Annotated in this window: 24 protein-coding genes; 18 read left to right on the forward strand and 6 right to left on the reverse strand. The window is 33.7% G+C overall.

The window, feature by feature from the left end:
- Positions 1 to 197: 197 nt before the first annotated feature.
- The 13 genes from HMPREF3154_RS09885 (at position 198) to HMPREF3154_RS09945 (ending at position 12,868) form a co-directional block, all read left to right on the forward strand.
- On the forward strand, positions 198 to 824 hold the full coding sequence (locus HMPREF3154_RS09885; RefSeq protein ID WP_023350467.1) for a YkyA family protein: 627 nt from the start codon (positions 198 to 200) through the stop codon (positions 822 to 824).
- A gap of 171 nt (positions 825 to 995) precedes the next feature.
- Positions 996 to 2,108: a pyruvate dehydrogenase (acetyl-transferring) E1 component subunit alpha gene (gene pdhA / locus HMPREF3154_RS09890; RefSeq protein WP_002435429.1), complete on the forward strand. Its 1,113-nt coding sequence runs from the start codon at positions 996 to 998 to the stop codon at positions 2,106 to 2,108.
- Positions 2,109 to 2,111: 3 nt separating this feature from the next.
- Positions 2,112 to 3,089, forward strand: a complete 978-nt coding sequence (locus tag HMPREF3154_RS09895; protein WP_002435445.1) for an alpha-ketoacid dehydrogenase subunit beta — start codon at positions 2,112 to 2,114, stop codon at positions 3,087 to 3,089.
- Between the two features lie 149 nt (positions 3,090 to 3,238).
- Positions 3,239 to 4,564 carry a dihydrolipoamide acetyltransferase family protein gene (locus HMPREF3154_RS09900; protein WP_002435418.1) on the forward strand — a complete coding sequence of 442 codons (1,326 nt, stop codon included), beginning with the start codon at positions 3,239 to 3,241 and terminating at the stop codon, positions 4,562 to 4,564.
- Between the two features lie 4 nt (positions 4,565 to 4,568).
- Positions 4,569 to 5,975, forward strand: a complete 1,407-nt coding sequence (gene lpdA / locus HMPREF3154_RS09905) for a dihydrolipoyl dehydrogenase (protein WP_070474703.1) — start codon at positions 4,569 to 4,571, stop codon at positions 5,973 to 5,975.
- Positions 5,976 to 6,139: 164 nt separating this feature from the next.
- Positions 6,140 to 6,415 carry a UPF0223 family protein gene (locus HMPREF3154_RS09910; RefSeq protein ID WP_002435331.1) on the forward strand — a complete coding sequence of 92 codons (276 nt, stop codon included), beginning with the start codon at positions 6,140 to 6,142 and terminating at the stop codon, positions 6,413 to 6,415.
- A 166-nt stretch (positions 6,416 to 6,581) separates the two neighbouring features.
- Complete coding sequence (locus tag HMPREF3154_RS09915) at positions 6,582 to 7,121, forward strand: helix-turn-helix domain-containing protein (RefSeq protein ID WP_002435290.1); 540 nt, start codon at positions 6,582 to 6,584, stop codon at positions 7,119 to 7,121.
- A gap of 12 nt (positions 7,122 to 7,133) precedes the next feature.
- On the forward strand, positions 7,134 to 8,228 hold the full coding sequence (locus tag HMPREF3154_RS09920; protein ID WP_070474705.1) for an ABC transporter ATP-binding protein: 1,095 nt from the start codon (positions 7,134 to 7,136) through the stop codon (positions 8,226 to 8,228).
- Positions 8,221 to 9,024 (forward strand): ABC transporter permease, encoded by an 804-nt coding sequence (locus HMPREF3154_RS09925; protein WP_023350465.1) that lies wholly within the window; start codon positions 8,221 to 8,223, stop codon positions 9,022 to 9,024. The genes HMPREF3154_RS09920 and HMPREF3154_RS09925 overlap by 8 nt, the downstream gene beginning before the upstream one ends.
- A 5-nt stretch (positions 9,025 to 9,029) precedes the next feature.
- Positions 9,030 to 9,842, forward strand: a complete 813-nt coding sequence (locus HMPREF3154_RS09930; RefSeq protein WP_037560592.1) for an ABC transporter permease — start codon at positions 9,030 to 9,032, stop codon at positions 9,840 to 9,842.
- Positions 9,839 to 10,912, forward strand: coding sequence for an ABC transporter substrate-binding protein (locus HMPREF3154_RS09935; protein WP_049307288.1), 1,074 nt, complete (start codon positions 9,839 to 9,841; stop codon positions 10,910 to 10,912). Before HMPREF3154_RS09930 ends, HMPREF3154_RS09935 begins: the two co-directional genes overlap by 4 nt.
- A gap of 75 nt (positions 10,913 to 10,987) precedes the next feature.
- Positions 10,988 to 12,220 (forward strand): lipoteichoic acid stability factor AuxB, encoded by a 1,233-nt coding sequence (gene auxB / locus HMPREF3154_RS09940; RefSeq protein ID WP_023350462.1) that lies wholly within the window; start codon positions 10,988 to 10,990, stop codon positions 12,218 to 12,220.
- Positions 12,221 to 12,340: 120 nt separating this feature from the next.
- Positions 12,341 to 12,868, forward strand: a complete 528-nt coding sequence (locus HMPREF3154_RS09945) for a DUF4064 domain-containing protein (protein WP_023350461.1) — start codon at positions 12,341 to 12,343, stop codon at positions 12,866 to 12,868.
- Between the two features lie 159 nt (positions 12,869 to 13,027).
- Here HMPREF3154_RS09945 and HMPREF3154_RS09950 read toward each other — a convergent pair whose 3' ends face one another.
- Together HMPREF3154_RS09950 and HMPREF3154_RS09955 are read right to left on the reverse strand one after the other, a co-directional pair.
- On the reverse strand, positions 13,028 to 14,374 hold the full coding sequence (locus HMPREF3154_RS09950) for an Nramp family divalent metal transporter (protein ID WP_023350460.1): 1,347 nt from the start codon (positions 14,372 to 14,374) through the stop codon (positions 13,028 to 13,030).
- A 136-nt stretch (positions 14,375 to 14,510) separates the two neighbouring features.
- Positions 14,511 to 15,122 (reverse strand): YktB family protein, encoded by a 612-nt coding sequence (locus HMPREF3154_RS09955; RefSeq protein WP_002435449.1) that lies wholly within the window; start codon positions 15,120 to 15,122, stop codon positions 14,511 to 14,513.
- Positions 15,123 to 15,297: 175 nt separating this feature from the next.
- Here HMPREF3154_RS09955 and HMPREF3154_RS09960 point away from each other — a divergent pair, with 175 nt between their 5' ends.
- A complete protein-coding gene (locus tag HMPREF3154_RS09960; RefSeq protein ID WP_002435395.1) occupies positions 15,298 to 16,128 on the forward strand; it encodes an inositol monophosphatase family protein in 831 nt (276 codons plus the stop codon).
- A 70-nt stretch (positions 16,129 to 16,198) separates the two neighbouring features.
- On the opposite strand, the gene HMPREF3154_RS09965 is transcribed toward HMPREF3154_RS09960, so the two are convergent.
- Positions 16,199 to 16,390: a DUF5325 family protein gene (locus HMPREF3154_RS09965; protein ID WP_002435391.1), complete on the reverse strand. Its 192-nt coding sequence runs from the start codon at positions 16,388 to 16,390 to the stop codon at positions 16,199 to 16,201.
- 99 nt (positions 16,391 to 16,489) lie between these two features.
- Here HMPREF3154_RS09965 and typA point away from each other — a divergent pair, with 99 nt between their 5' ends.
- A complete protein-coding gene (gene typA, locus HMPREF3154_RS09970; RefSeq protein WP_023350459.1) occupies positions 16,490 to 18,337 on the forward strand; it encodes a translational GTPase TypA in 1,848 nt (615 codons plus the stop codon).
- A gap of 52 nt (positions 18,338 to 18,389) precedes the next feature.
- Here the strand turns inward: typA and HMPREF3154_RS09975 are convergent, their stop codons facing one another.
- Both HMPREF3154_RS09975 and HMPREF3154_RS09980 read right to left on the reverse strand, forming a co-directional pair.
- Positions 18,390 to 18,599: a DUF2197 domain-containing protein gene (locus tag HMPREF3154_RS09975; protein ID WP_002435364.1), complete on the reverse strand. Its 210-nt coding sequence runs from the start codon at positions 18,597 to 18,599 to the stop codon at positions 18,390 to 18,392.
- Between the two features lies 1 nt (position 18,600).
- Positions 18,601 to 19,083 (reverse strand): hypothetical protein, encoded by a 483-nt coding sequence (locus HMPREF3154_RS09980; protein WP_023350458.1) that lies wholly within the window; start codon positions 19,081 to 19,083, stop codon positions 18,601 to 18,603.
- 144 nt (positions 19,084 to 19,227) lie between these two features.
- Between HMPREF3154_RS09980 and HMPREF3154_RS09985 the strand changes: the two genes are divergently transcribed.
- The 3 genes from HMPREF3154_RS09985 (at position 19,228) to HMPREF3154_RS09995 (ending at position 24,870) form a co-directional block, all read left to right on the forward strand.
- On the forward strand, positions 19,228 to 19,503 hold the full coding sequence (locus HMPREF3154_RS09985; RefSeq protein WP_002435383.1) for an Fpa/YlaN family protein: 276 nt from the start codon (positions 19,228 to 19,230) through the stop codon (positions 19,501 to 19,503).
- Positions 19,504 to 19,838: 335 nt separating this feature from the next.
- Entirely contained in the window at positions 19,839 to 21,062 is a 1,224-nt protein-coding gene (gene ftsW / locus HMPREF3154_RS09990) for a cell division peptidoglycan polymerase FtsW (protein ID WP_002435326.1), read from the forward strand.
- Between the two features lie 358 nt (positions 21,063 to 21,420).
- A complete protein-coding gene (locus HMPREF3154_RS09995) occupies positions 21,421 to 24,870 on the forward strand; it encodes a pyruvate carboxylase (protein ID WP_070474707.1) in 3,450 nt (1,149 codons plus the stop codon).
- A gap of 213 nt (positions 24,871 to 25,083) precedes the next feature.
- On the opposite strand, the gene HMPREF3154_RS10000 is transcribed toward HMPREF3154_RS09995, so the two are convergent.
- Positions 25,084 to 25,992, reverse strand: a complete 909-nt coding sequence (locus HMPREF3154_RS10000) for a COX15/CtaA family protein (protein ID WP_002435308.1) — start codon at positions 25,990 to 25,992, stop codon at positions 25,084 to 25,086.
- Positions 25,993 to 26,062: the final 70 nt, after the last annotated feature.

Below are 26,062 nucleotides of genomic sequence, written 5' to 3' on the forward strand. Positions count from 1 at the left end.
TAATAATATATCAGATACCATAGAGATTAGTACATTAATAGGTATTTGATTTTGAATGAAGGTTTTATATTATATGTGGAACAGACATTTTAGACTATTCCATTTAGCTTCAATGAATCGTTTTATTAGTGTATATTGATTTATGAACAATAATTATTTAATATTACAAGCGAACAACTATGAGGAGGTAACAGTTAATGAAGTTCGGTAAAACTGTCGCAATTGTCCTAACATCAACAGTGTTATTAGCTGGATGTACAACTGACAAAAAAGAAATTAAAAAATATGACAACCAAGTTCAAAAAGCTTTTGACCAAGAAAAATCAGTAAATAGTACTAGTAAAAAAATAAATGATTTAGAAGAAAAGAAACAAAAATTATTTAAAAAAGTAAATGGTAAAGATCAGAATACAAGAAAACAAGCTGCAGAAGATATCGTAAAAAATGTAGAGAAGCGTCAAAAAGAATTTAAAAACGAAGAACAAGCATTGAATAATTCTGAAAAAGAATTTAAAAAAGCTAAACAGTATATGAATCATATTGATAACTCGGCTAAGAAAAAAGAAGTAACTCAACTTAATGATGCACTCAAAGAAAAATACGAAGCACATGATGCATATGCAAAGGCTTACAAAAAAGCTTTAAACAAAGAAAAAGAACTGTTTACATTCTTGAACCAAGATGGTGCTACACAATCAGAAGTAGACAGTAAATCTAAAGATTTATCAAAAGCATATAAAGATATGAATAAAAAATTCAATACCTACTCAAAAGCGATGAGAAAGGTTACTCAAGAGAAACAAGACGTAGATCAATTGAAATAAATTATCAGACTGATACAGTTGTGCGGAAAGTACTATAACAGACCGTGCAACTGTATCTTTTTCTATTGAAACAGAACTTTATGAAATCGTTTAACAGGAAAAATCATTTGTGATACAATTAGGGAGGATAAAATGAATTTCTATTTACATGGGAAAGGTATGGTGAATTGAATGGCTCCTAAGTTACAAGCCCAATTCGATGCAGTTAAAGTATTAAATGAAACTCAATCGAAATTTGAAATGGTTCAAATTTTGGATGAGGATGGTAATGTCGTAAATGAAGACTTAGTACCTGATTTAACAGATGAACAATTAGTAGAATTAATGGAAAGAATGGTATGGACGCGTATTCTTGACCAACGTTCTATCTCATTAAACAGACAAGGACGTTTAGGTTTCTATGCACCTACAGCAGGTCAAGAAGCATCTCAACTTGCTTCACAATATGCTTTAGAAAAAGAAGACTTCATCCTACCTGGTTATCGTGATGTTCCTCAAATTATTTGGCATGGTTTACCACTTACAGAAGCTTTCTTATTCTCTAGAGGACACTTCAAAGGTAACCAATTCCCTGAAGGCGTTAATGCACTAAGTCCACAAATTATTATCGGTGCTCAATATGTACAAACAGCTGGAGTAGCATTCGGTCTTAAAAAACGTGGTAAAAACGCAGTAGCAATTACTTATACTGGTGATGGTGGTTCTTCACAAGGTGACTTCTATGAAGGTATCAATTTTGCATCAGCGTATAAAGCGCCTGCTATTTTTGTAATTCAAAATAATAATTACGCTATTTCAACACCACGTAGTAAACAAACTGCTGCAACAACATTAGCTCAAAAAGCTATCGCAGTTGGTGTACCAGGTATTCAAGTAGATGGTATGGATGCTTTAGCTGTATATCAAGCTACATTAGAAGCGCGTGAAAGAGCTGTTGCAGGTGAAGGTCCAACAGTAATTGAAACATTAACTTATCGTTATGGACCACATACAATGGCTGGTGATGATCCAACTCGTTACAGAACCTCAGATGAAGACGCAGAGTGGGAGAAAAAAGACCCATTAGTACGTTTTAGAAAATATTTAGAAGCAAAAGGTCTTTGGAATGAAGATAAAGAAAATGAAGTCATTGAACGTGCTAAATCTGAAATTAAAACAGCTATTAAAGAGGCTGACAATACAGACAAACAAACTGTTACTTCTCTAATGGATATTATGTATGAAGATATGCCTCAAAATTTATCAGAACAATATGAAATTTACAAAGAGAAGGAGTCGAAGTAAGCCATGGCACAAATGACAATGGTTCAAGCGATTAACGACGCGCTTAAAAGTGAACTTAAAAGAGACGAAGACGTTTTAGTTTTCGGTGAAGACGTTGGTGTTAACGGCGGTGTATTCCGTGTTACTGAAGGTTTACAAAAAGAATTTGGTGAAGATCGAGTATTTGACACACCATTAGCGGAATCTGGTATTGGTGGTTTAGCGTTAGGATTAGCTGTAACAGGTTATCGCCCAGTTATGGAAATCCAATTCTTAGGATTCGTATTTGAAGTATTTGACGAAGTTGCAGGTCAAATTGCTCGTACACGTTTCCGTTCAGGCGGGTCTAAACCAGCACCAGTTACTATTCGTGCACCATTTGGTGGTGGAGTACACACTCCAGAATTACACGCCGATAATTTAGAAGGTATCTTAGCACAATCACCTGGTTTAAAAGTGATTATTCCATCTGGGCCATATGATGCGAAAGGCTTATTAATTTCAGCAATTCAAAGTAATGACCCTGTTGTCTACTTAGAACATATGAAATTGTATCGTTCTTTCCGTGAAGAGGTACCGGAAGAAGAATATACAATTGACATTGGTAAAGCTAATGTTAAAAAAGAAGGTAATGATATATCTCTAATTGCGTACGGTGCTATGGTTCAAGAATCTATCAAAGCAGCTGAAGAGCTTGAAAAAGATGGATACTCTGTCGAAGTCATCGACTTACGTACAGTTCAACCAATTGACATTGATACATTAGTTGCATCAGTAGAAAAAACTGGTCGTGCAGTAGTTGTTCAAGAAGCACAACGCCAAGCTGGTGTAGGTGCACAGGTTGCTGCAGAATTAGCTGAGCGTGCAATTCTTTCATTAGAAGCACCTATCGCTCGTGTAGCTGCAGCTGATACTGTATATCCATTCACTCAAGCTGAGAATGTTTGGTTACCAAACAAAAATGACATCGTTGAACAAGCTAAAGCTACATTAGAGTTCTAATTTAAACTCATTAATAAATTAAGTAGCTAACTATAGCAATGAGTAATGAATAAGTGTAAACTAGGTTGTAAGGGCTTCCTTAACTTGCAACTTTAGTATATAAGTATTTGAAATGATTTGATTAAGTAAAATCTTAGGAGGACAAGAACGTGGCATTTGAATTTAGATTACCCGATATCGGGGAAGGTATCCACGAAGGTGAAATTGTAAAATGGTTTGTTAAAGCTGGAGATACCATCGAAGAAGATGATGTCTTAGCAGAAGTGCAAAACGACAAATCTGTAGTAGAAATCCCATCGCCTGTTAGCGGAACTGTTGAAGAAGTTTTAGTAGATGAAGGAACTGTTGCAGTAGTTGGTGACGTTATTGTAAAAATTGATGCTCCTGATGCTGAAGAAATGCAATTTAAAGGTAGCCATAGTGATGACTCTTCTAAACAAGAAGAGAAACAAGAAGAAGCACCAGCTGAAAAAGAATCAACTTCATCATCACAATCTCAGGAAGCTTCAACAGCTTCTACTCAAGAAGCAGAAGTTGATGAGAATAAAACAGTTAAGGCTATGCCTTCTGTACGTAAATACGCTCGTGAGAATGGTGTAAACATTAAAGCTGTTACAGGCTCTGGTAAAAACGGACGTATTACTAAAGAAGACGTAGACGCATACTTAAATGGTGGAAGCACGGATTCAGCTTCTAACGAAAGTGCAGCTGCATCATCTACAGGTAGTGAAGAAACTAGTGCTTCAGCTAGTCAATCAGTACCAGAAGGTGACTTCCCAGAAACAACTGAGAAAATCCCTGCAATGCGTAAAGCAATTGCTAAAGCAATGGTTAACTCAAAACATACAGCACCTCATGTTACATTAATGGATGAAATTGATGTACAAGAATTATGGGATCACCGTAAAAAATTCAAAGAAATTGCAGCTGAACAAGGTACTAAACTAACGTTCTTACCATATGTTGTTAAGGCTTTAGTTTCTGCACTTAAAAAATATCCAGCACTTAACACTTCATTTAATGAAGAAGCTGGCGAAGTTGTACACAAACATTATTGGAATATCGGTATCGCAGCTGACACAGATAAAGGTTTATTAGTTCCTGTTGTTAAACATGCGGATCGTAAATCAATCTTCGAAATTTCAGATGAAATCAATGAACTTGCAGTTAAAGCTCGTGACGGTAAATTGACTTCAGATGAAATGAAAGGTGCAACTTGTACAATCAGTAATATCGGTTCAGCTGGTGGACAATGGTTCACTCCAGTTATCAATCACCCAGAAGTAGCCATCTTAGGAATTGGCCGTATTGCTCAAAAACCTATTGTTAAGGATGGAGAAATTATAGCAGCTCCAGTATTAGCGTTATCACTAAGCTTTGACCACAGACAAATTGATGGCGCAACTGGTCAAAATGCTATGAATCACATTAAACGTTTATTAAATAATCCAGAACTATTATTAATGGAGGGGTAAAAACATGGTAGTTGGAGATTTCCCAATTGAAACAGATACTATTGTAATCGGAGCAGGTCCTGGCGGATACGTTGCAGCAATTCGCGCAGCGCAATTAGGACAAAAAGTAACAATCGTTGAGAAAGGTAATTTAGGTGGTGTGTGCTTAAACGTTGGTTGTATTCCATCTAAAGCATTATTACACGCGTCTCATCGTTTTGTTGAAGCGCAACATTCAGAAATCTTAGGGGTTATTGCTGAAAGCGTGTCTTTAAACTACGAGAAAGTCCAAGAATTCAAATCATCAGTAGTAAATAAATTAACTGGTGGTGTTGAAGGATTACTAAAAGGTAACAAAGTTGAAATCGTTAAAGGTGAAGCATACTTTGTTGATAATAATAGCCTTCGCGTTATGGACGAAAAAAGTGCTCAAACTTACAATTTCAAACATGCTATTATCGCAACTGGTTCTAGACCAATTGAAATTCCTAATTTTGAATTTGGTGAGCGTGTTATCGATTCAACTGGCGCTTTAAATTTACAAGAAGTTCCTGGTAAACTTGTTGTTGTTGGTGGCGGTTATATCGGCTCTGAATTAGGTACAGCATTTGCTAACTTCGGTTCAGAAGTAACAATCCTTGAAGGTGCTAAAGACATCTTAGGTGGATTCGAAAAACAAATGACTCAACCAGTTAAAAAAGGCATGAAAGAAAAAGGTATCGAAATTGTCACTGAAGCTATGGCTAAATCTGCTGAAGAAACTGACAATGGCGTTAAAGTTACGTATGAAGCTAATGGTGAAGAACAAACTATTGAAGCTGACTACGTATTAGTTACTGTAGGACGTCGTCCAAACACTGATGAATTAGGCTTAGAGGAATTAGGTCTTAAATTCGCAGATCGTGGTTTATTAGAAGTAGATAAACAAAGCCGTACTTCTATTGAGAATATCTTTGCAATTGGTGATATCGTTCCTGGTTTACCACTTGCACATAAAGCAAGTTACGAAGCTAAAGTAGCTGCTGAAGCAATTGATGGTCAAGCTGCTGAAGTTGATTACATTGGTATGCCTGCAGTATGCTTCACTGAACCAGAATTAGCTCAAGTAGGTTACACTGAGGCTCAAGCTAAAGAAGAAGGTTTATCAATTAAAGCTTCTAAATTCCCATATGCAGCTAATGGACGTGCGTTATCATTAGATGATACTAATGGTTTTGTTAAATTAATTACACTTAAAGAAGATGATACTTTAATTGGTGCTCAAGTTGTTGGTACTGGCGCATCTGATATCATCTCTGAATTAGGTTTAGCAATTGAATCAGGTATGAATGCAGAAGATATCGCATTAACTGTTCATGCTCACCCAACTTTAGGTGAAATGTCAATGGAAGCTGCTGAAAAAGCAATTGGTTATCCAATCCATACTATGTAATTATTAAACCTTAATCACAATAGTTAAAGATTAATCATTATATACTGCTGAGACTCGTCATGTGCGGGTCTCAGCTTTTTTAATTATTTTTTGTATCGGTTGTTTTATAAAAATGGCTCCGATACACTGTACTTACATAATTATTACAGGAGGTTATTAAGACAATGGAATATCAATATCCTTTAGATTTAGATTGGACGAATGAAGAAATGATGCAAGTCATTCATTTTTTTAATAAAATTGAAAATTACTATGAATCTTCTGTTAAAGGTGAAGATGTAAAAAAAGCTTATAAAAAATTTAAAGACATTGTACCTGGCAAAGCTGAAGAAAAACAAATCTTTAAAGAATTTGAAAATAAAAGCGGATATAATAGTTATAAAGTTGTTCAAGAGGTAAATAAATATCCTGAACAGCAGAGATTTGGTAAAGAATCTTAATTGATTTTAGATACACTTATTATCTAAAAATTTATACTTACTTGTTTTCTAAAACAATTGAATAAAACTATTGCTTACAAAGCTATATTCTGTTACTTTTATAAAGCACTAAACAAAATGTTTGATATTAGTAAACTTAATGTAGCTTTTTTAGGTGGTTAAAAATATGGATATAGGATATAAATTAAGAAATTTAAGACGTATTAAAAATTTTACTCAGGAAGAACTTGCTGAACGTACGGATTTGTCAAAAGGGTATATCTCTCAGATTGAGAGTCAACATGCGTCTCCAAGTATAGAGACGTTTTTAAACATTTTAGAAGTTCTTGGGACATCAGCTAGTGACTTTTTTCAAGAGCGCCCAAGTGAGAAAGTGTTATATAAAAAGAAAGATCAAATTACATATGATGAATACGATCGGGGTTATATTCTAAATTGGCTAGTTACAGATTCAAATGAATTTGAAATGGAACCATTGATCCTTACATTGAAACCTGGAGCATCCTATAAAAATTTTAAACCATCTGAGTCAGACACGTTTATATACTGCTTAGAAGGTGAAGTGTCATTGCTACTTGGTAATCAAACTTATAAAGCGAGTACTGAAGATGTACTTTATTTTAAGGCGAGAGATAAACATCGCTTATACAATGAAACTCATGAAGAAGTGAAAATATTAATTGTTGCCACAGCTTCATATTTATAGGGAGGAATGTTTATGAATCCGTTACTTTCATTCAAATCTGTAAGTAAAGGCTTTGATGATGTACAAATTTTAGATGAAATTGATTTAGATATTGAATCAGGTTATTTTTATACATTATTAGGACCTTCTGGCTGTGAAAAAACAACAATATTAAAGTTGATTGCTGGGTTCGAGTATCCTGACAGTGGAGAAGTGATATACCAAAATAAACCTATCGGAAAGTTACCCCCAAATAAACGTAAAGTAAATACAGTATTCCAAGATTATGCGCTCTTTCCACATCTTAACGTTTATGACAATATTGCCTATGGCTTAAAATTAAAAAAATTAAGCAAGTCTGAGATAGATGAAAAGGTCATAGAAGCTTTAAAACTAGTGAAGTTACAAGGTTATGAACAACGACAAATTGAAGGCATGAGTGGGGGACAAAAACAACGTGTAGCGATTGCTCGAGCGATAGTAAACGAACCTGAAATACTTTTACTTGATGAATCATTATCTGCATTAGATTTAAAATTGCGTACGGAAATGCAATATGAGTTACGTGAACTTCAATCTCGTTTAGGAATCACTTTCATATTTGTGACCCATGATCAAGAAGAGGCTTTAGCATTAAGTGATTATATCTTTGTTATGAAAGATGGGAAAATTCAACAGTTTGGTACGCCTATTGATATATATGATGAACCAGTTAATCGTTATGTCGCTGATTTTATTGGTGAATCAAATATCGTTGAAGGAAGAATGGTTAAAGATTTCGTGGTGAATATTTATGGTCAAAACTTTGAATGTGTAGATATGGGGATACCTGAAAATAAAAAAGTAGAAGTTGTAATTAGACCAGAAGACATATCACTCATTGATAAAGAACAAGGACTTTTTAAAGCAACTGTAGATTCAATGCTATTTAGAGGTGTACATTACGAAATTTGTTGTATTGATAGAAAAGGCTACGAATGGGTTATTCAATCTACTAAGAAAGCTGAAGTTGGAAGTGAAGTAGGTCTATTCTTTGAACCAGAAGCAATTCATATTATGGTACCTGGTGAAACTGAGGAAGAATTTGATAAGCGTATAGAGAGTTATGAGGATGTAGACCATGCGTAATATCAATAAATTACTACTTGTTCCATATTTATTATGGATGGTTATTTTTATTATTATACCTGTAATTTTACTTGTTTATTTCTCATTCACTGACGTGCATGGTCATTTTAGTTTTACAAATTATGAACAAATTTTTTCGTTGCGTTATTTTAAAATGTTTGCGGATTCCATATGGTATGCATTTCTAATCACTCTCATTACTTTATTGATCAGTTATCCAGCAGCATACTTTATTGCTCAATCTAGATTTCAGAATATATTACTAATGGTAATGATTATTCCAACGTGGATTAATTTACTTCTGAAGACCTATGCTTTTATAGGGTTATTAAGTCATGATGGTATTATAAATCAAGCACTACATGTTTTTCACTTACCAGTATTTAATATGCTTTTCACAAGTGGAGCGTTTTTATTGGTTGCAAGTTATATTTATATCCCTTTTATGATTTTACCTATATTCAATAGTATGAAAGCAATACCTAATAACTTATTACAAGCCTCTAGTGATTTAGGTGCTAGTCCGTTAATTACTTTCAGAAAGGTCATCATTCCTTTAACTAAAGAGGGAGTAATGACGGGGATTCAAGTGACCTTTATACCTGCGTTATCACTATTCATGATTACGCGATTGATTGCAGGTAATAAAGTTATTAATATAGGTACATCGATTGAAGAGCAATTTCTAACAATTCAAAATTACGGTATGGGCTCTACAATTGCGTTATTCCTAATTATATTTATGGCCTTTATCTTAATCTTAACTAAATCTAAGTCATCTAATGGGAAGGGGTGAACGACGTGAAATGGTATGGAAAGATGTACATAGGTATTTTAATAGCAATACTTTATATACCGATATTTTTCTTGATGATATATTCATTTAACTCAGCTGGAAATATGATTCATTTTGAGCATTTCTCGTTAGAACATTATCGTACTCTCTTCCAAGATGATCGATTAATATCTGTAATATTTAACACGGTCGCGGTTGCCCTATTAGCTGCATCAGTGTCTACGGTAATTGGTACGTTTGGCGCGATTGCTTTATATTATTTACGCAATAAAAAATTCAAAGTAACATTATTGACTTTGAATAATGTACTCATGGTCTCATCGGATGTAGTTATTGGTGCATCATTTTTAATTATGTTTACCGCAATTGGACATTTTACTGGTTTAGGTTTAGGATTCTTTACTGTATTAGCATCACATATCGCATTTTGTATACCTATCGTAGTGATTATTGTGTTACCACAACTTTATGAAATGAACGATAACATGTTGAACGCAGCTAGAGATTTAGGAGCTAATGAATCGCAATTATTGAGTAGCGTCATTATACCTAATATCATGCCTTCAATTATTGGTGGATTTTTCATGGCTCTAACATATTCTTTAGATGACTTTACAGTTAGCTTTTTCGTAACAGGAAACGGATTTAGTGTCTTATCTGTGGAAGTTTATGCAATGGCTAGAAAAGGTATAAGTATGGAAATTAATGCTATATCGACTATATTATTTATAGTTATTTTATTAGGTATCATTGGATATTATTTAATGCAACACTTTGTTAAATGTCAAAAGACGGTGAAACGGGGTGTAAGTGAATGAAACGATTTCTACAACTTATCTTTTCTGCAGTAATTATTGGTATTTTATGTTTAGTTATGAGTCATTGGTTTAAATCTAAAGAGAACACCCATACGCAAGAAAAGATTTATGTTTATAACTGGGGAGAATACATTGATCCTAGTTTGATTAAAAAGTTCGAAAAACAAACAGGCATACAAGTTGTATATGAAACGTTTGATTCAAATGAAGCCATGGAGGCCAAAATACGTAATGGGGGTACACATTATGATGTGGCATTTCCAAGTGAGTACACCGTGCAAAAGCTTAAGCGTTCCAATTTGTTAGTTCCTTTAGATCATACTAAAATACCCAATATCAAAAATCTTGATTCTGATTATATGAATATGTCTTATGATCCTCATAATAAATATTCATTACCTTATTTCTTTGGTACAGTGGGTATTTTATATAATAAAGATAAATATCCTCATGATAATTTCAATAGTTGGAGTGATTTGTATCAATCTAAGTATAAAAATGATATTTTATTAGTAGATGGTGCTCGAGAAATGATGGGAATGGGATTAAACAAATTAGGTTATAGTTTGAATGATAACCATTCTTCTCATATTAAAAGAGCTGAAGTGGATTTGAAAAAGTTAGTTCCGCAAGTAAGAGGTGTCGTTGGTGATGAGATAACAATGATGCTTCAACAACATGAAGGTAACATCGCTGTAGTTTGGAGTGGTGTGGCAGCACCTTTAGTTCAAGGTAGTAATAAGTATAACTATGTCATTCCCAAAGAGGGATCTAATCTTTGGTTTGATAACATGGTTATTCCTAAAACTGCTCAGAATAAAGAAGGCGCATATAAATTTATGAACTTCTTATTAGATGAGAAAAATAATAAACAGAATACAGAGTGGGTAGGCTATGCAACGCCTAATAAAGCAGCTAGAGATAAGCTACCTAAAGAAGTTAGAGAAGACCATAGATTTTACCCAACAAAAAAAGAACAAAATCGTTTGGAAGTTTATAAGGACTTAGGCCAGAAAACACTTAGCGAATATAACGAAAGCTTTTTAAATTTTAAAATGAACTTAAAATAGATTGATGATAAATAGTAGTTATTTACTCATATTTCTTATATAATGATTTGATAGTAAAGTAAGGAGTTGTAGCGGATGTCAGGAGAGCAATACACACAAATTAAGCGTCCAGTCGGTCGGCTAACTGAAAAAGTACTAGGTTGGTTTAGTTGGGTATTTTTACTCATATTAACGATTGTAACGATGTTTATTGCACTTGTATCATTTAGTAATGATACATCGATTGCTAATTTAGAAAATTCATTAAATAATAATGAGTTGGTTCAACAAATTTTAGGTAACAATGATTTAAGTACAACTCAATTTGTTATATGGTTACAAAATGGTGTTTGGGCTATCATTGTTTACTTCATCATTTGTTTATTGATTTCATTCTTAGCTTTAATTTCAATGAATATTAGAATACTTTCAGGTTTCTTATTTCTATTAGCAGCTATAGTTACGATTCCATTGGTATTATTAGTTGTCACATTAATTATTCCAATTTTATTCTTTATCGTCGCTATCATGATGTTTGCTAGAAAAGATCGGGTAGAAACCGTACCAGCATACTATAATGATGATTATGGACAACCATACTATGATAATTATGAATACTATGATAAACGTAGACCACAGTCTACCTCTCATAATGACTATTACGAAGATGGGTACAATCACGGTTATTACGATGATTACGAACAACCACGTGATAATAAAGAATATAGAAACACACGTCGTAAACGCAGAAAAGAACGTCAACAAAGAGAAGCCTATGAAGCAGAGCACCAATATGAACCTCAACAACATGACGCTTATATGAATGATGAGTCAGAGAGTCATAATTATGATGAGACAGATGATAAATATGCTCAATTTCCAAAACGCGCTGTAGAAAGTGAATACAAGTCCACTCAGCAGGAAGAAGAAGAACCGGCGATTATGTCTAGACAGGCGAAATACAATAAGAAATCTAAAAAAGCTAAGCGTGATGAACAATTCCAAGAAGATTATTATCAAAATGAAGATGATAGTTACGGTTATGAGGATGGTTATGCTTACAACCAAGAGCCACAAGAACCTCAAGTTGATCCTAGAGAACTTAAGGCTCAACGCAAGAAAGAAAAAGCTGAAATTCGTGCGAAGAAAAGAGAAAAGAAAAAAGCTTATAATAAACGCATGAAAGAAAGAAGAAAGAATCAACCTAGTGCAGTCAATCAACGGAGAATGAATTACGAGGAACGTCGTCAAATGTTCCAAGGTGAACAACCTCAAGAAGATAATCAAGAGAACCAAGTTGAACACAAAGACGACACGGAAAATAAATAACACTATATAAGTGATTGACTTAGAATGAAAAGTCAATCACTTTTTTTTATGTGTTCGCTATAAGTTCTAATTTTTAGTATTATTGTTTTAAGAATGTAACTAAGAGGAGTGTAGCCTAATATGAATAGAAAAACAGAAACTATCTTAGCATGGATAGCTAATGGTTTAAGTATTATATATTTATTATTAACTTGTTTATCACTTTTAGTAATGAAAAGTGGTCAAAATCAACAACAATATAAAGATATAATGAAACAAATGTATGGCAATAATCAAAATGTATCCTCTGATATTTTGTTAGCCTCAATGATGATTTCAATTGGATTTTTAGCATTCTCTACAATATTAGGGATATTTGGAGCCTTAACAATCAAAGGGCGTAAAAATTTAGCAGGGGCCTTACTTATAGCTGCTGCAGTAACAGGTTTAATAACTATGAATTTCATTGCAATGATTTTATGGATTATTGCTGCTATTATGTTGTTTAGTAAAAAGAAAGACCACAACAATCATGCACATTATAATCAATCTCATAATAGAGATCAATTTAACGATAATTACCATGAAAACAAACAATCACATAATGAAGAATGGGATCCAGACAAAGAACTAAAAAATCACAAGAAAGATGATCCATACATTTATTAGGATTAAAAAAGGTAGAAATTTTACAATTTAAAATCTTTTTAAAGTAGATTATTTAAAGATGTAAATTATTCGACATACTTAATCTACTAAAAAGCACAAAGATGATTTTTAATTGAATCATCTTTGTGCTTCTTTTTATGAGTATATTGTATAAATTTTTTATAATTCTTGGAACGTTTGAATGATTAAGTAAACATTTAATCCACTTAGAATGACAATTAGCGTCCATGAAATAATATTAACCCACGTTTTATTAATAAAAGGTCCCATTAATTTTTTATTACTTGTAGCAAGTTGAAGCGGTATTAATGAGAAAGGTAATGCGATACTTAGAAATACTTGCGAAAATACAAGAAGTTGTTCAATTTTTTCAGAGTTGCCTTTAAAAATAATTAAACAAATGATAACTGGGATGACTGCAAGCGCTCGAGTAATCAAACGACGTAACCAGTTAGGAATTGATAATCGTAAAAATCCTTCCATCACAATTTGACCAGCCAAAGTACCTGTAATAGTAGAATTTTGTCCAGAAGCTAATAAAGCTACTGCAAATAGTGTACTCATCACGCCGCCTAAAGTTGCGCCTAATACGGGTTCAGTTTTTAAGGCATGATATAAATCGTAGAAACCACCTAAATCATTTGTTTTAGTTCCAAAAAATAGAGCTGCACCTAAAGTTAATAATAAACAATTAACTACAAAAGCTATAGATAATTGAAGGTTTGAATCAATTGTAGCGTACTTAATTGCTTGGGCTTTCTCTTCATTGTCATGTCGATCATATTTACGTGATTGAACAATTGAAGAATGTAGATATAAATTGTGAGGCATGATTGTCGCTCCAATAATACCTAAAGCAATATATAAAATGCCTTGATTAGTAACAATTTCTTTATGTGGTACAAAGCCATTCAATATATCAGTTAATTGTGGAGAAGATATAAAAACTTCAAATACAAATATCGCTAATACAGTAAATATCAATGTTCCAACGATGGCTTCAATTTTTCTGAAACCGAAGCGCATAATGAATAACAATAAGAAAACGTCGAATACGGTAATTAAGGCGCCGACAATTAATGGAATACCAAAAATTAAGTCTAACGCGATAGCACTACCAATAACTTCTGCGATGTCAGTAGCTATGATGGCTAATTCAGCGATAATCCAAAATATGATAGCTACAGGTTTACTTAAAAAATGACGTGTCATTTGCGCAAGATCTTTACCGGTTGCTATTCCTAATCTAACCGTCATACTTTGTAATAACATTGCTGCTAAACTTGAGATTAAAATCACGAATAGCAAGGTATAGCCATATTGTGCGCCACCCTGCATGGATGTAATCCAGTTGCCGGGGTCCATATAACCTACTGCCACGAGTAAACCAGGACCTAAAAATGCTAAAAACTTCTGACTTGCACTACTTTTATGGTCAAAATGAATAGTATTATTTATTTCGTCTAAACTTTGTTGTTGTTCATAGTTGTCGTCTTTTAACTTCAATCATATCACTCCTAAAATCTTATGAAAATATATTAACCTAAACAAAAAGTTAGGTCAACCTAAAAATATTGTGCGACTATAAAAAAGCTTGAATAGAATTGTAATCATTCCATTCAAGCTTAAAAATGAAGATGTATTATTGGTAAAATCTTAAAAACGCATCAAATGTTTCTTCAATAAACTGTAGAAAGGCTTTATCACTTTTTAATCTTTGATCAGAAGGCTGAATTTCTCGTGCTATGAAAAATTCACCTTTCTTAACATTAATTGCGCGATCAATAGCTTTGTGAAGATCGTCATCGTTCATATCTTTAATAAGTGTCTTTTCAGGTTTCATATGATCTAAGCAAACACTATAGTCTTCAGGTAAGTCTTTAATTTTATCGAAATGCTTTTTAAAGACTTTCATCTGATTGGCTTTATTTTTAGCCTCATGCATTACGCCGAACATTACAAATAATTGGTCTCTAAATAATCCAATTTGAAAATGTGGCAACATCTTATATCCACGTTTATTAGGAGCAAATGCTACCCACGTATCTTTTGGTGGATTAACACTACGACGCGCATGTTTAGCTACATGAGGGTAGAACTCTTCGCCAGTTTGAGTACTAAAATAATCTGCAAAGTATGTTCCTAAATTATTTAATTGAGGTCTAACATATTCATTGAGTGCTTCCATACGATTGTCTAGACCTTCGACATCGAAAGCTTTAAAATCTTTTGGAGCAAATGTATATTGAGTCATTTTATGCCTCCTAATAATTGATTACATATATTGTAGCATAGTTAAGGATTTCTAACCTAAAGTATAAGCTTGTTAATTAGGCGTTTGAATTCTTTAAAATAAGGTAAATCTATGTGTATTAATATAATTTTGAAGATGACATCATGTATAATGGTAAGTAATAGGAGATGATACGATGGCATTATATGATTTTGCAAAGGGAATAATACTAGAGGCTGGTAATAAAGTTCGTCATATGATGAAAGATGATCTGGATATAGAAATGAAATCTAATCCGAATGATTTAGTCACGAATGTTGATAAGGCCACTGAAAATTATCTTTATGAAACGATTCATCACAATTATCCTGAACACCGAGTTATAGGTGAAGAAGGGCACGGACATAATTTAAAAGATACACAAGGCATCATTTGGGTCATAGATCCCATAGACGGTACGCTAAACTTCGTTCATCAAAAAGAAAATTTTGCGATATCAATTGGTATTTACCATGATGGTAAACCATACGCTGGGTTCGTATATGATGTAATGAGAGACGTTCTATACCACACTAAAGTTGGTGAAGGTGCCTTTGAAAATAGCCATCAATTAAAGCCACTAGAAGATTCCGAACTTAAAACAAGTATCATTGGTATAAATCCTAACTGGTTAACTAAACCAATAATGGGCAAAGTGTTTGCGCCAATAGTAGAGGACGCTAGAAGTGCAAGAGCTTATGGTAGTGCTGCATTAGAAATTATAAGTGTGGCTAAAGGTCAACTCGCTGCGTACCTTACACCAAGATTACAACCATGGGATTTTGCTGGAGGCTTAATGATATTGAATGAAGTGGGAGGCGTAGGTAGTAACTTATTAGGGGACAGACTTGAAATGAACCACCCTAATTCTATTTTAATGGCTAACGCAAAACTTCATCGAGAGATCCTTAATAACTATTTAAGTGAATTTGAAGAGACGATTGCTAAACATCATGAACAACGATTTGGTAGAAAACGAGAAAAATAAAAGCAGAGACGACATTGAATCGTCTCTGCTTTAACTTGTTGATCTAACATTATAATGTTAGATTTCTATGTTACAGCCAGTTGTTTTCTCTGTATTTCTTTTTAACAGTGAAACCAACGCCAAATGTTGCAATGAGTAATATAAATGTTAAAATCATCCATGGAACATTAGCAGCACCTAATGCAAAACTAAAAGATACTAAGAAAATGACTGCTAAAATAGAGAATATCCAGAAGATGCCTTTTGATTTTTTTTGTTGCATCCCATACCCCACCTTTTACTTATCTTTTCACTAATATATGATATAATAAAACAGTTGTAATTAAAAGTGGGAGTTTACTCAAGAAAGGAAATTTATAAAATGACTAATTTAAGAGAAGATGTTCGTAATATAGCGATTATTGCGCACGTTGACCATGGTAAAACAACTTTAGTAGATGAGTTGCTTAAACAGTCTGGTATTTTCAGAGAAAATGAACATGTAGACGAACGTGCAATGGATTCAAACGATTTAGAAAGAGAACGTGGTATTACGATTCTTGCTAAAAATACAGCAATTGATTATAAAGGCACACGTATTAATATCTTAGACACACCTGGCCATGCCGATTTCGGTGGGGAAGTTGAACGTATTATGAAAATGGTTGATGGTGTTGTTCTTGTAGTTGATGCATATGAAGGTACAATGCCACAAACTCGTTTTGTTCTTAAGAAAGCATTAGAACAAAATTTAAAACCAGTAGTAGTTGTAAATAAAATTGATAAACCAGCTGCACGTCCTGAAGGCGTAGTAGATGAAGTATTAGACTTATTTATTGAATTAGAAGCAAATGATGAACAGTTAGATTTTCCAGTTGTTTATGCTTCAGCGGTAAACGGTACAGCAAGCCTTGAATCAGATAACCAAGATGAAAACATGCAATCATTATTTGAAACAATAATTGATTATGTTCCCGCTCCAATTGATAATCAAGATGAACCGTTACAATTCCAAGTCGCATTATTAGATTATAACGACTATGTTGGACGTATTGGAGTTGGTCGCGTATTTAGAGGTAAAATGCGTGTTGGAGATAACGTATCATTAATCAAGTTAGATGGCTCAATCAAGAATTTCCGAGTAACTAAAATATTTGGTTACTTTGGTTTGAAACGTGAAGAAATTGAAGAAGCACAAGCTGGAGACTTAATCGCTGTGTCAGGAATGGAAGATATCAATGTTGGTGAAACTGTGACACCTCATGATCATCAAGAAGCGTTACCTGTGTTACGTATTGACGAACCAACACTTGAAATGACTTTCCGAGTAAATAATTCACCATTTGCTGGTCGAGAAGGTGACTATGTCACTGCACGTCAAATTCAAGAAAGATTAGAGCAACAACTTGAAACAGACGTTTCATTAAAAGTAACTCCAACAGACCAACCAGATGCTTGGATTGTAGCTGGACGCGGTGAGTTACACCTTTCAATCTTAATTGAAAATATGAGACGTGAAGGTTTTGAATTACAAGTTTCTAAACCTCAAGTTATTTTAAGAGAAATCGACGGCGTGTTAAGTGAACCATTTGAACGTGTACAATGTGAGGTACCTTCTGAAAACGCTGGTGCAGTAATTGAATCTCTAGGTGCACGTAAAGGTGAAATGTTAGATATGATGACTACTGATAATGGTCTTACGCGTCTTATCTTTATGGTACCAGCACGTGGTATGATTGGTTATACTACAGAATTTATGTCTATGACACGTGGTTATGGTATTATTAACCATACTTTCGAAGAATTTAGACCTCGTGTTAAAGCTCAAATAGGTGGGCGTCGTAACGGTGCTTTAATCTCAATGGACCAAGGTCAAGCTACATCATATGCAATTATTAACTTAGAAGACCGTGGTGTAAACTTCATGGAACCAGGTACAGAAGTTTATGAAGGTATGATAGTTGGTGAACATAACCGTGAAAATGATTTAACAGTTAATATTACGAAAGCGAAGCATCAAACTAACGTACGCTCTGCTACGAAAGATCAAACTCAAACGATGAATCGTCCTAGAATTTTAACTTTAGAAGAAGCATTACAATTTATCAATGACGATGAATTAGTTGAAGTTACACCAGAAAATATTAGATTAAGAAAGAAAATCTTAAACAAATCAGCACGTGAAAAAGAAGCAAAACGCGTTAAACAAATGATGCAAGAAGATCAATAATATAGATAAAAGGTGCGGCTTAAGTTATGGGTAACTTAAACCGCACCTTTTTTTATAATTCATCTTTATCGATTGAATGATTTTCTGTTTTAGAAATGTATTCCATCACTTGTGGTTTGCGTTGTTTAGGTGTATCTAAACGACTTTTACAATCATCGCACATAAAGGTGCGAATAGGATTGTTTCTTAAGCGTTTAGCCTCAACTGTTTGTTCATCAATAAACACTTTTGTATCACAAATGATACATTGAACTTCTAGCACATTAAATCACCTCTATATGAGTTACATATTTGAATTCATATGTATACCCATCCTCTGGCACATAAACAAAGCTATCAACGGCATTGTCGCTATATAATCGTTTGCCATCTTTCGCGAATTGGAAGAATAAGTAAGGTAATAATTCAATTGGTATTTCGATAGCATCATTATCATTATAAAGTTTTATTGCTGTTGCTTTATCGTGTGGTTCAGCATTTTTGAAAAATGGTGTCATATTAATGACGAAAGATCCTTCTAAAACTGAACGCTTTTTATATTTAATTTCTGAATCAAGTGTAGGTGGATTGGTTTGTCCTTCTAAAATAGCTCGATTCCATTCAGTGTTATCTTCGAAGTTAACAGGTCTAGTACCGTCGAAAACCCCACGCTCTAAATCATCGATACTCACTTTTCTGTCATCGAAAATCCAAGTTGTACTATCCAAAGAGATAGGAAACTTAACTGCACCCTTAATTTGGATCATATATGCCCACTCCCTCATTTTTTATCTTTAATTATTTTAACATAAAATCATAGTGACTTAATTTAAATTCACTTGCTTTTTAATACCTATTAAGATAAACTTCTAATGTGAAGATATTAATTGAAATGATAGGGGGAGTATGTCATGGCTAACCAATCGAAATTAAATAATGCGGCATATGACCAGTTGAATAAAGATGCTGATAGAATCTTACATCTTATTAAAGTTCAGATGGATAACTTAACTTTACCTTCTTGTCCGCTTTATGAAGAAGTGTTAGATACTCAAATGTTTGGCCTTCAAAAAGAGGTTGATTTCGCTGTTCAACTTGGTTTAGTTGATAAAGAAGATGGTAAGCAATTAATGTTAAGATTAGAAAAAGAACTTTCTAAATTACATGAAGCTTTCACAAATGTTTAATGTTTTACTTCCAATAGATTTAGCATAACGCACGTATTTAAAGTGTCAATATGAATGCGTTAATAACATATATATTTACGACAACGTATAGACTTAATCGTACATATACGTCATCGTATGAGTGACTGAGATGATATCTGAACGTGATATCTTTCTCAGTCATTTTTGTTTCAGGCTTATCCTATAAAATAAGTTGATGCTTAACCTAATAATATTTGTTTAATTGAAGGGTTCAAGTATATAATAGGTAAGACAGCTTTTTAAAAAGTGAAGATAAATGAATTAAGTCAACGAAGTGATTAACTTTAAAAATTTAGAATTGGATGATCTAGTATATGAATAATTTTAAAAATATAATGCGGTATATTGGAAAAACTTCTAAATTTATCGATTATCCATTATTAATTACATACGTACTCCTGTGTTTGATTGGATTAGTAATGGTATACAGCGCAAGTATGGTAGCTGCAACTAAAGGTACTTTAACTGGTGGTGTAGCCGTTGCAGGAACTTACTTCTATAATAGACAACTTTTATACGTTATTATGAGTTTCGCTATAGTCTTTTTTATGGCATTTATTATGAATGTAAAAGTCCTAAAGAAGCCTAATGTTCAAAAAGGAATGATGATTGGTATTTTCGTACTACTATTACTGACTTTAGTTATTGGTAAAAATATCAATGGTTCCAAGAGTTGGATTAATTTAGGTTTTATGAATCTACAAGCATCAGAGTTACTAAAAATTGCCATCATTCTTTACATACCATTTATGATTGAAAAGAAAATGCCTGCAGTAAGACAGAACATCAAGTTAATCTTAGGTCCAATTCTATTCGTAGTAACGTGTTTGGTTCTTGTTCTTTTCCAAAAGGACGTTGGGCAAACGATGTTAATACTAATCATCTTTTTCTCAATTATTTTCTATTCTGGTATTGGTGTTCAGAATATGTTGAAGTGGGGATTATTAGTAGCTTTAGGATTTGTTATTATTGCATCGTTTATGTTGATACTACATATGGTTCCTAGTTATTTAGAAGCACGTTTTAGTACGTTAACAAATCCATTTGGACAAGAATCAGGAACAGGGTATCATATTTCTAATTCCTTAATGGCGATAGGTAATGGTGGGCTATTTGGACGTGGATTAGGTAACAGTATAATGAAATTGGGTTACTTGCCAGAACCTCATACTGATTTTATCTTTGCGGTGATATGCGAAGAGTTAGGTTTAGTGGGTGGCTTATTAGTAATTATTTTAGAATATTTCATTGTATATCGAGCATTCCAATTAGCTAATAAAACAAATTCTTATTTTTACAAATTAGTTTGCGTCGGTATCGCAAGTTATATAGGAAGCCAAACATTTGTTAATATCGGTGGTATTTCAGCTACAATCCCATTAACAGGTGTACCGTTACCATTTATTAGTTTTGGTGGTTCAGCAATGATTAGTTTAAGTATTGCCATGGGTCTTTTATTAATTACTGCTAAACAAATCAAACAAGATGATAAACGCCAAAAGCAACGTAAAATCGATATGAAACGCCGTTATAATTAAATAAGTTATTAAAGACAATCTATAGTTAAATGATTTTCAAGAAGTTGAGATCAAGCTACTATAGATTGTCTTTTTTATTATTTTAAAAATTAAAATAATGTAAAGCTTTTATTCTAAACTAGCACATATGTACTATTAATGATAAAATTATGTTATCGATAATAATAAGATTATCTGAAGTTATAGATTTGATAGTGTAGAGAAATTTCATGATCATTTTGTTGCATTGTAAAGTGTTACAAAAAATTAAATTATCTTTAACTTTGTAAATTACTATAGAATTATTCAATCATTTAAGATAAAATCTTATTATCTAATTAGTTAGAAAATTCAAAAAATATGAGGGGTGTCTTCGCTTTTGAAACATATAAAGAAGTTACTTGTTGCTAACCGTGGTGAAATTGCCATCAGGATTTTTAGAGCAGCAGCAGAGTTAAATATCAATACAGTAGCAATATATTCTAATGAAGATAAAAGTTCATTACATAGATATAAGGCAGACGAATCTTACTTAGTTGGTAGTGATTTGGGACCTGCTGAAAGTTATTTAAACATTGAACGCATCATCGAGGTAGCGAAACGTGCAGGTGTAGATGCGATTCACCCTGGATATGGTTTTCTAAGTGAAAATGAACAGTTCGCACGTCGTTGTGCGGAAGAAAATATTAAATTTATAGGTCCCCATCTTGAACATTTAGATATGTTTGGAGATAAGGTCAAAGCGAGAACAACTGCTATTAAAGCCGATTTGCCTGTTATTCCAGGTACAGATGGGCCTATTGAAAGTTTTGAAGCAGCCAAACAATTCGCAGAAGAAGCTGGCTTTCCACTAATGATTAAAGCAACTAGTGGTGGAGGCGGTAAAGGTATGCGTATTGTACGTGAAGAAAGTGAACTTGAAGATGCTTTCCACCGTGCTAAATCAGAAGCTGAAAAGTCTTTTGGCAATAGCGAAGTTTATATTGAAAGATATATTGATAATCCTAAACATATTGAAGTACAAGTTATTGGTGATGAATTAGGCAATATTATACATTTGTATGAAAGAGATTGTTCGGTACAACGACGCCATCAGAAAGTTGTTGAAGTTGCGCCTTCAGTAGGATTATCAAACAGTTTAAGAGAACGTATTTGTGAAGCAGCTATTCAGTTGATGGAGAATATTAAATACGTAAATGCCGGAACAGTTGAATTTTTAGTCTCAGGTGATGAATTCTTCTTTATTGAAGTCAATCCACGTGTACAAGTTGAACATACAATTACTGAGATGATCACAGGTATAGATATTGTTAAAACTCAAATTTTAGTGGCTGATGGCGAGTCACTTTTTGGTGATAGAATTGCTATGCCAAAACAACAAGATATTCAAACGCTTGGATATGCGATTCAATGTCGTATTACTACTGAAGACCCATTGAATGATTTTATGCCAGATTCAGGAACAATCATCGCATACCGTTCGAGCGGTGGATTTGGAGTTAGATTGGATGCTGGCGATGGTTTCCAAGGAGCTGAAATCTCACCATATTATGATTCTCTATTGGTTAAATTATCTACACATGCGTTTTCTTATAAACAAGCTGAAGAAAAAATGGAACGTTCACTACGAGAAATGCGTATACGTGGAGTTAAAACCAACATTCCGTTTTTAATCAACGTGATGCGAAATGATAAATTTAGAAGTGGAGATTATACAACTAAATTTATAGAAGAAACACCAGAATTATTCGATATTGCACCTACACTTGATAGAGGTACTAAGACACTGGAATATATTGGGAATGTAACTATAAATGGCTTCCCTAATGTGGAACAACGTCCTAAACCAGATTACGAATCAACATCAATCCCGAGAGTATCTCAAGATCGTATTAATCAATTATCTGGAACGAAACAAATTTTAGATGACCAAGGACCTAGGGGGCTTGCTGATTGGGTACGAGCACAGGAAGACGTACTCATTACAGATACCACATTCAGAGATGCGCATCAGTCATTATTAGCTACTCGTGTAAGAACGAAAGACATGATGAATATTGCATCTAAAACTGCTGAAGTATTTAAAGATAGCTTTTCATTAGAAATGTGGGGTGGCGCAACCTTTGATGTGGCATATAATTTCTTAAAAGAGAATCCTTGGGAACGTTTAGAAAGATTGCGTAAAGCAATACCTAATGTCTTGTTCCAAATGTTATTACGTGCATCTAACGCCGTTGGTTACAAAAACTATCCTGATAATGTAATTAAGAAATTTGTACATGAAAGTGCTAACGCAGGTGTAGATGTCTTCCGTATCTTCGACTCATTAAACTGGGTCGATCAAATGAAAATTGCTAATGAAGCCGTGCAAGAAGCAGGTAAAATATCTGAAGGTGCAATTTGTTACACAGGCGATATTTTAAATGTCGAACGTTCTAATATCTATACATTAGATTACTACGTGAAAATGGCTAAAGAATTAGAAAGAGAAGGATTCCATATTTTAGCAATTAAAGACATGGCTGGACTGCTGAAACCAAAAGCAGCAAATGAATTAATCGGTGAATTACGTGCAGCAGTTAATTTACCAATTCATCTCCATACACATGATACAAGTGGAAATGGTTTGCTAACTTATAAACAAGCTATTGACGCAGGTGTAGATATCATAGATACAGCTGTTGCTTCAATGAGTGGATTGACAAGTCAGCCTAGTGCGAATTCTTTATATTATGCACTTAATGGTTTCCCACGCAACTTAAGAACTGATATTGAAGGTTTAGAAGAATTAAGTCATTACTGGGCTACTGTTCGTCCTTATTATGCTGACTTTGAAAGTGATATTAAATCACCTAATACTGAAATATATCAACACGAAATGCCTGGAGGTCAGTACTCTAATTTAAGTCAACAAGCTAAAAGTTTAGGTTTAGGTGGGCGCTTTGACGAAGTAAAAGATATGTATCGTAGAGTGAATTTCTTATTTGGTGATATAGTTAAGGTAACACCATCTTCTAAAGTAGTGGGAGATATGGCGCTCTACATGGTTCAGAATGATTTAGATGAATCATCAGTACTTAGCGATGGGTATAAACTTGATTTTCCTGAATCAGTGGTTTCATTCTTTAAAGGTGAAATTGGTCAGCCAGTAAATGGGTTTAATCGAAAATTACAAGAAGTTATTCTCAAAGGTCAACAACCACTTACTGAGAGACCTGGAGAATATTTAGAGCCTGTTGACTTTGACGAGATTCGTGAAGAGTTAGCTGAAAAGCAACAGGGTGAAGTGACAGAACAAGATGTTATAAGCTATGTCCTATATCCGAAAGTGGATAACCAATATATTCAAACAAAAGAGCAATATGGTGATCTATCATTACTTGATACACCGACCTTCTTGTTTGGTATGCGTAATGGTGAAACCGTTGAAATAGAAATTGATACGGGTAAACGTTTAATAATTAAACTCGAAACAATTAGTGAACCTGATGAAAATGGTAATCGTACAATTTATTATGCTATGAATGGTCAAGCACGTCGAATTTATATTAAAGACGAAAATGTGAAGACAAATGCTAATGTGAAACCTAAAGCTGATAAAACTAATCCTAGCCATATAGGAGCTCAAATGCCTGGATCTGTCACTGAGGTTAAAGTTGCTGTAGGTGATGAAGTTAAAGCAAATCAACCATTGTTGATTACTGAAGCTATGAAGATGGAAACTACTATACAAGCACCATTTGATGGTGTAATTAAACAAGTTACTGTAGTAAGTGGTGATGCCATTGCAACCGGCGATCTACTTATTGAAATAGAAAAGCTATCATAATATGCGAAACCCGCCCAATTGTGTGATGATTAAAAGTTTACACAATCGGGCGGCTTTTATATACGCTGGCAATAATGTATGACATATGTGTGGGTATACAGAACGCGCCCTTCAAGGTAAACTTATACTCATTATCCTTGAAGGGCGCGGGTAGCAAATAAATTTGTATTTTCCATTTAACTTAGAAATGAAGGTTAAAAATTTATAGTAATACTATTTCATACTACGTGTTGTTCTTAACATCAATAAGATGAAGTAGGCAATCATTCCAAATAAATATGTGATAAATAATGCATGGAATAATGCAATAATTAAATTTACATTTGTTATAACAGATAGCGCACCTGTAATAACTTGTAAAATAACTAAAATAAATGCAGCAGTATACCCATAGCGTACTGTGCGATTGTCTGAATAATTTTTAATAGCATGAATAAATGTGAACATAATCCACATAAATGTGATAAATGCCATACCTCTATGGGCGAATTGTACCCAATCATGCGCATTATGTGGCACAATATCATTAAATGGCACTGGCCATGCACCATAAGCAAGACTCGACTTAGTATGTCTTACTAATGCACCAGTATAAATTGTAAGGTACACAATAATTGCCATCAGCCATGTTAATGTACGAAGTGGCTTCTTAATAAATAATTCATCAGCTTCATATTTTTGGTCAACAGAAAATATGATTAGAGTCATTACGAATACTGATGAAAAACTAATTAAAGAAATACCAAAATGTAATGCAAGAACATAAGCATTCTGTTGCCATATTACGGCTGCGGCTCCTATTAGTGCTTGGACAAGTAAGAAAGCAACACTAATGATTGAAAGTGGTTTGATTTCTTTAATATATCCAATATTCTTCCATGCTGTGATGACTAACCAAAGCACGACGATAAGAGATAGACCTGATACAGCTCTGTGACTTAATTCAATAATCGTCTGAATTGGTAAATTTTGAGGAAGAAGTGCACCATTACATAATGGCCATGATGATCCACAACCATCTTCTGATCCTGTTTTAGTTACGAGGGCGCCACCCAATTGAACAAAGGTCATAATAATCGTAGCTAAAACACCTAACCATTTAAGGTTCTGCTTTCTAAACAATGATAAACACCCCATCATTAATTAAAGTACGCATTTTTTGCCATCTTTTGTCATTCATTTTAACGTTATT

The sequence above is a fragment of the Staphylococcus sp. HMSC06C11 genome (assembly GCF_001808345.1).
In the GTDB taxonomy this organism is placed as follows: Bacteria; Bacillota; Bacilli; order Staphylococcales; family Staphylococcaceae; genus Staphylococcus; species Staphylococcus capitis.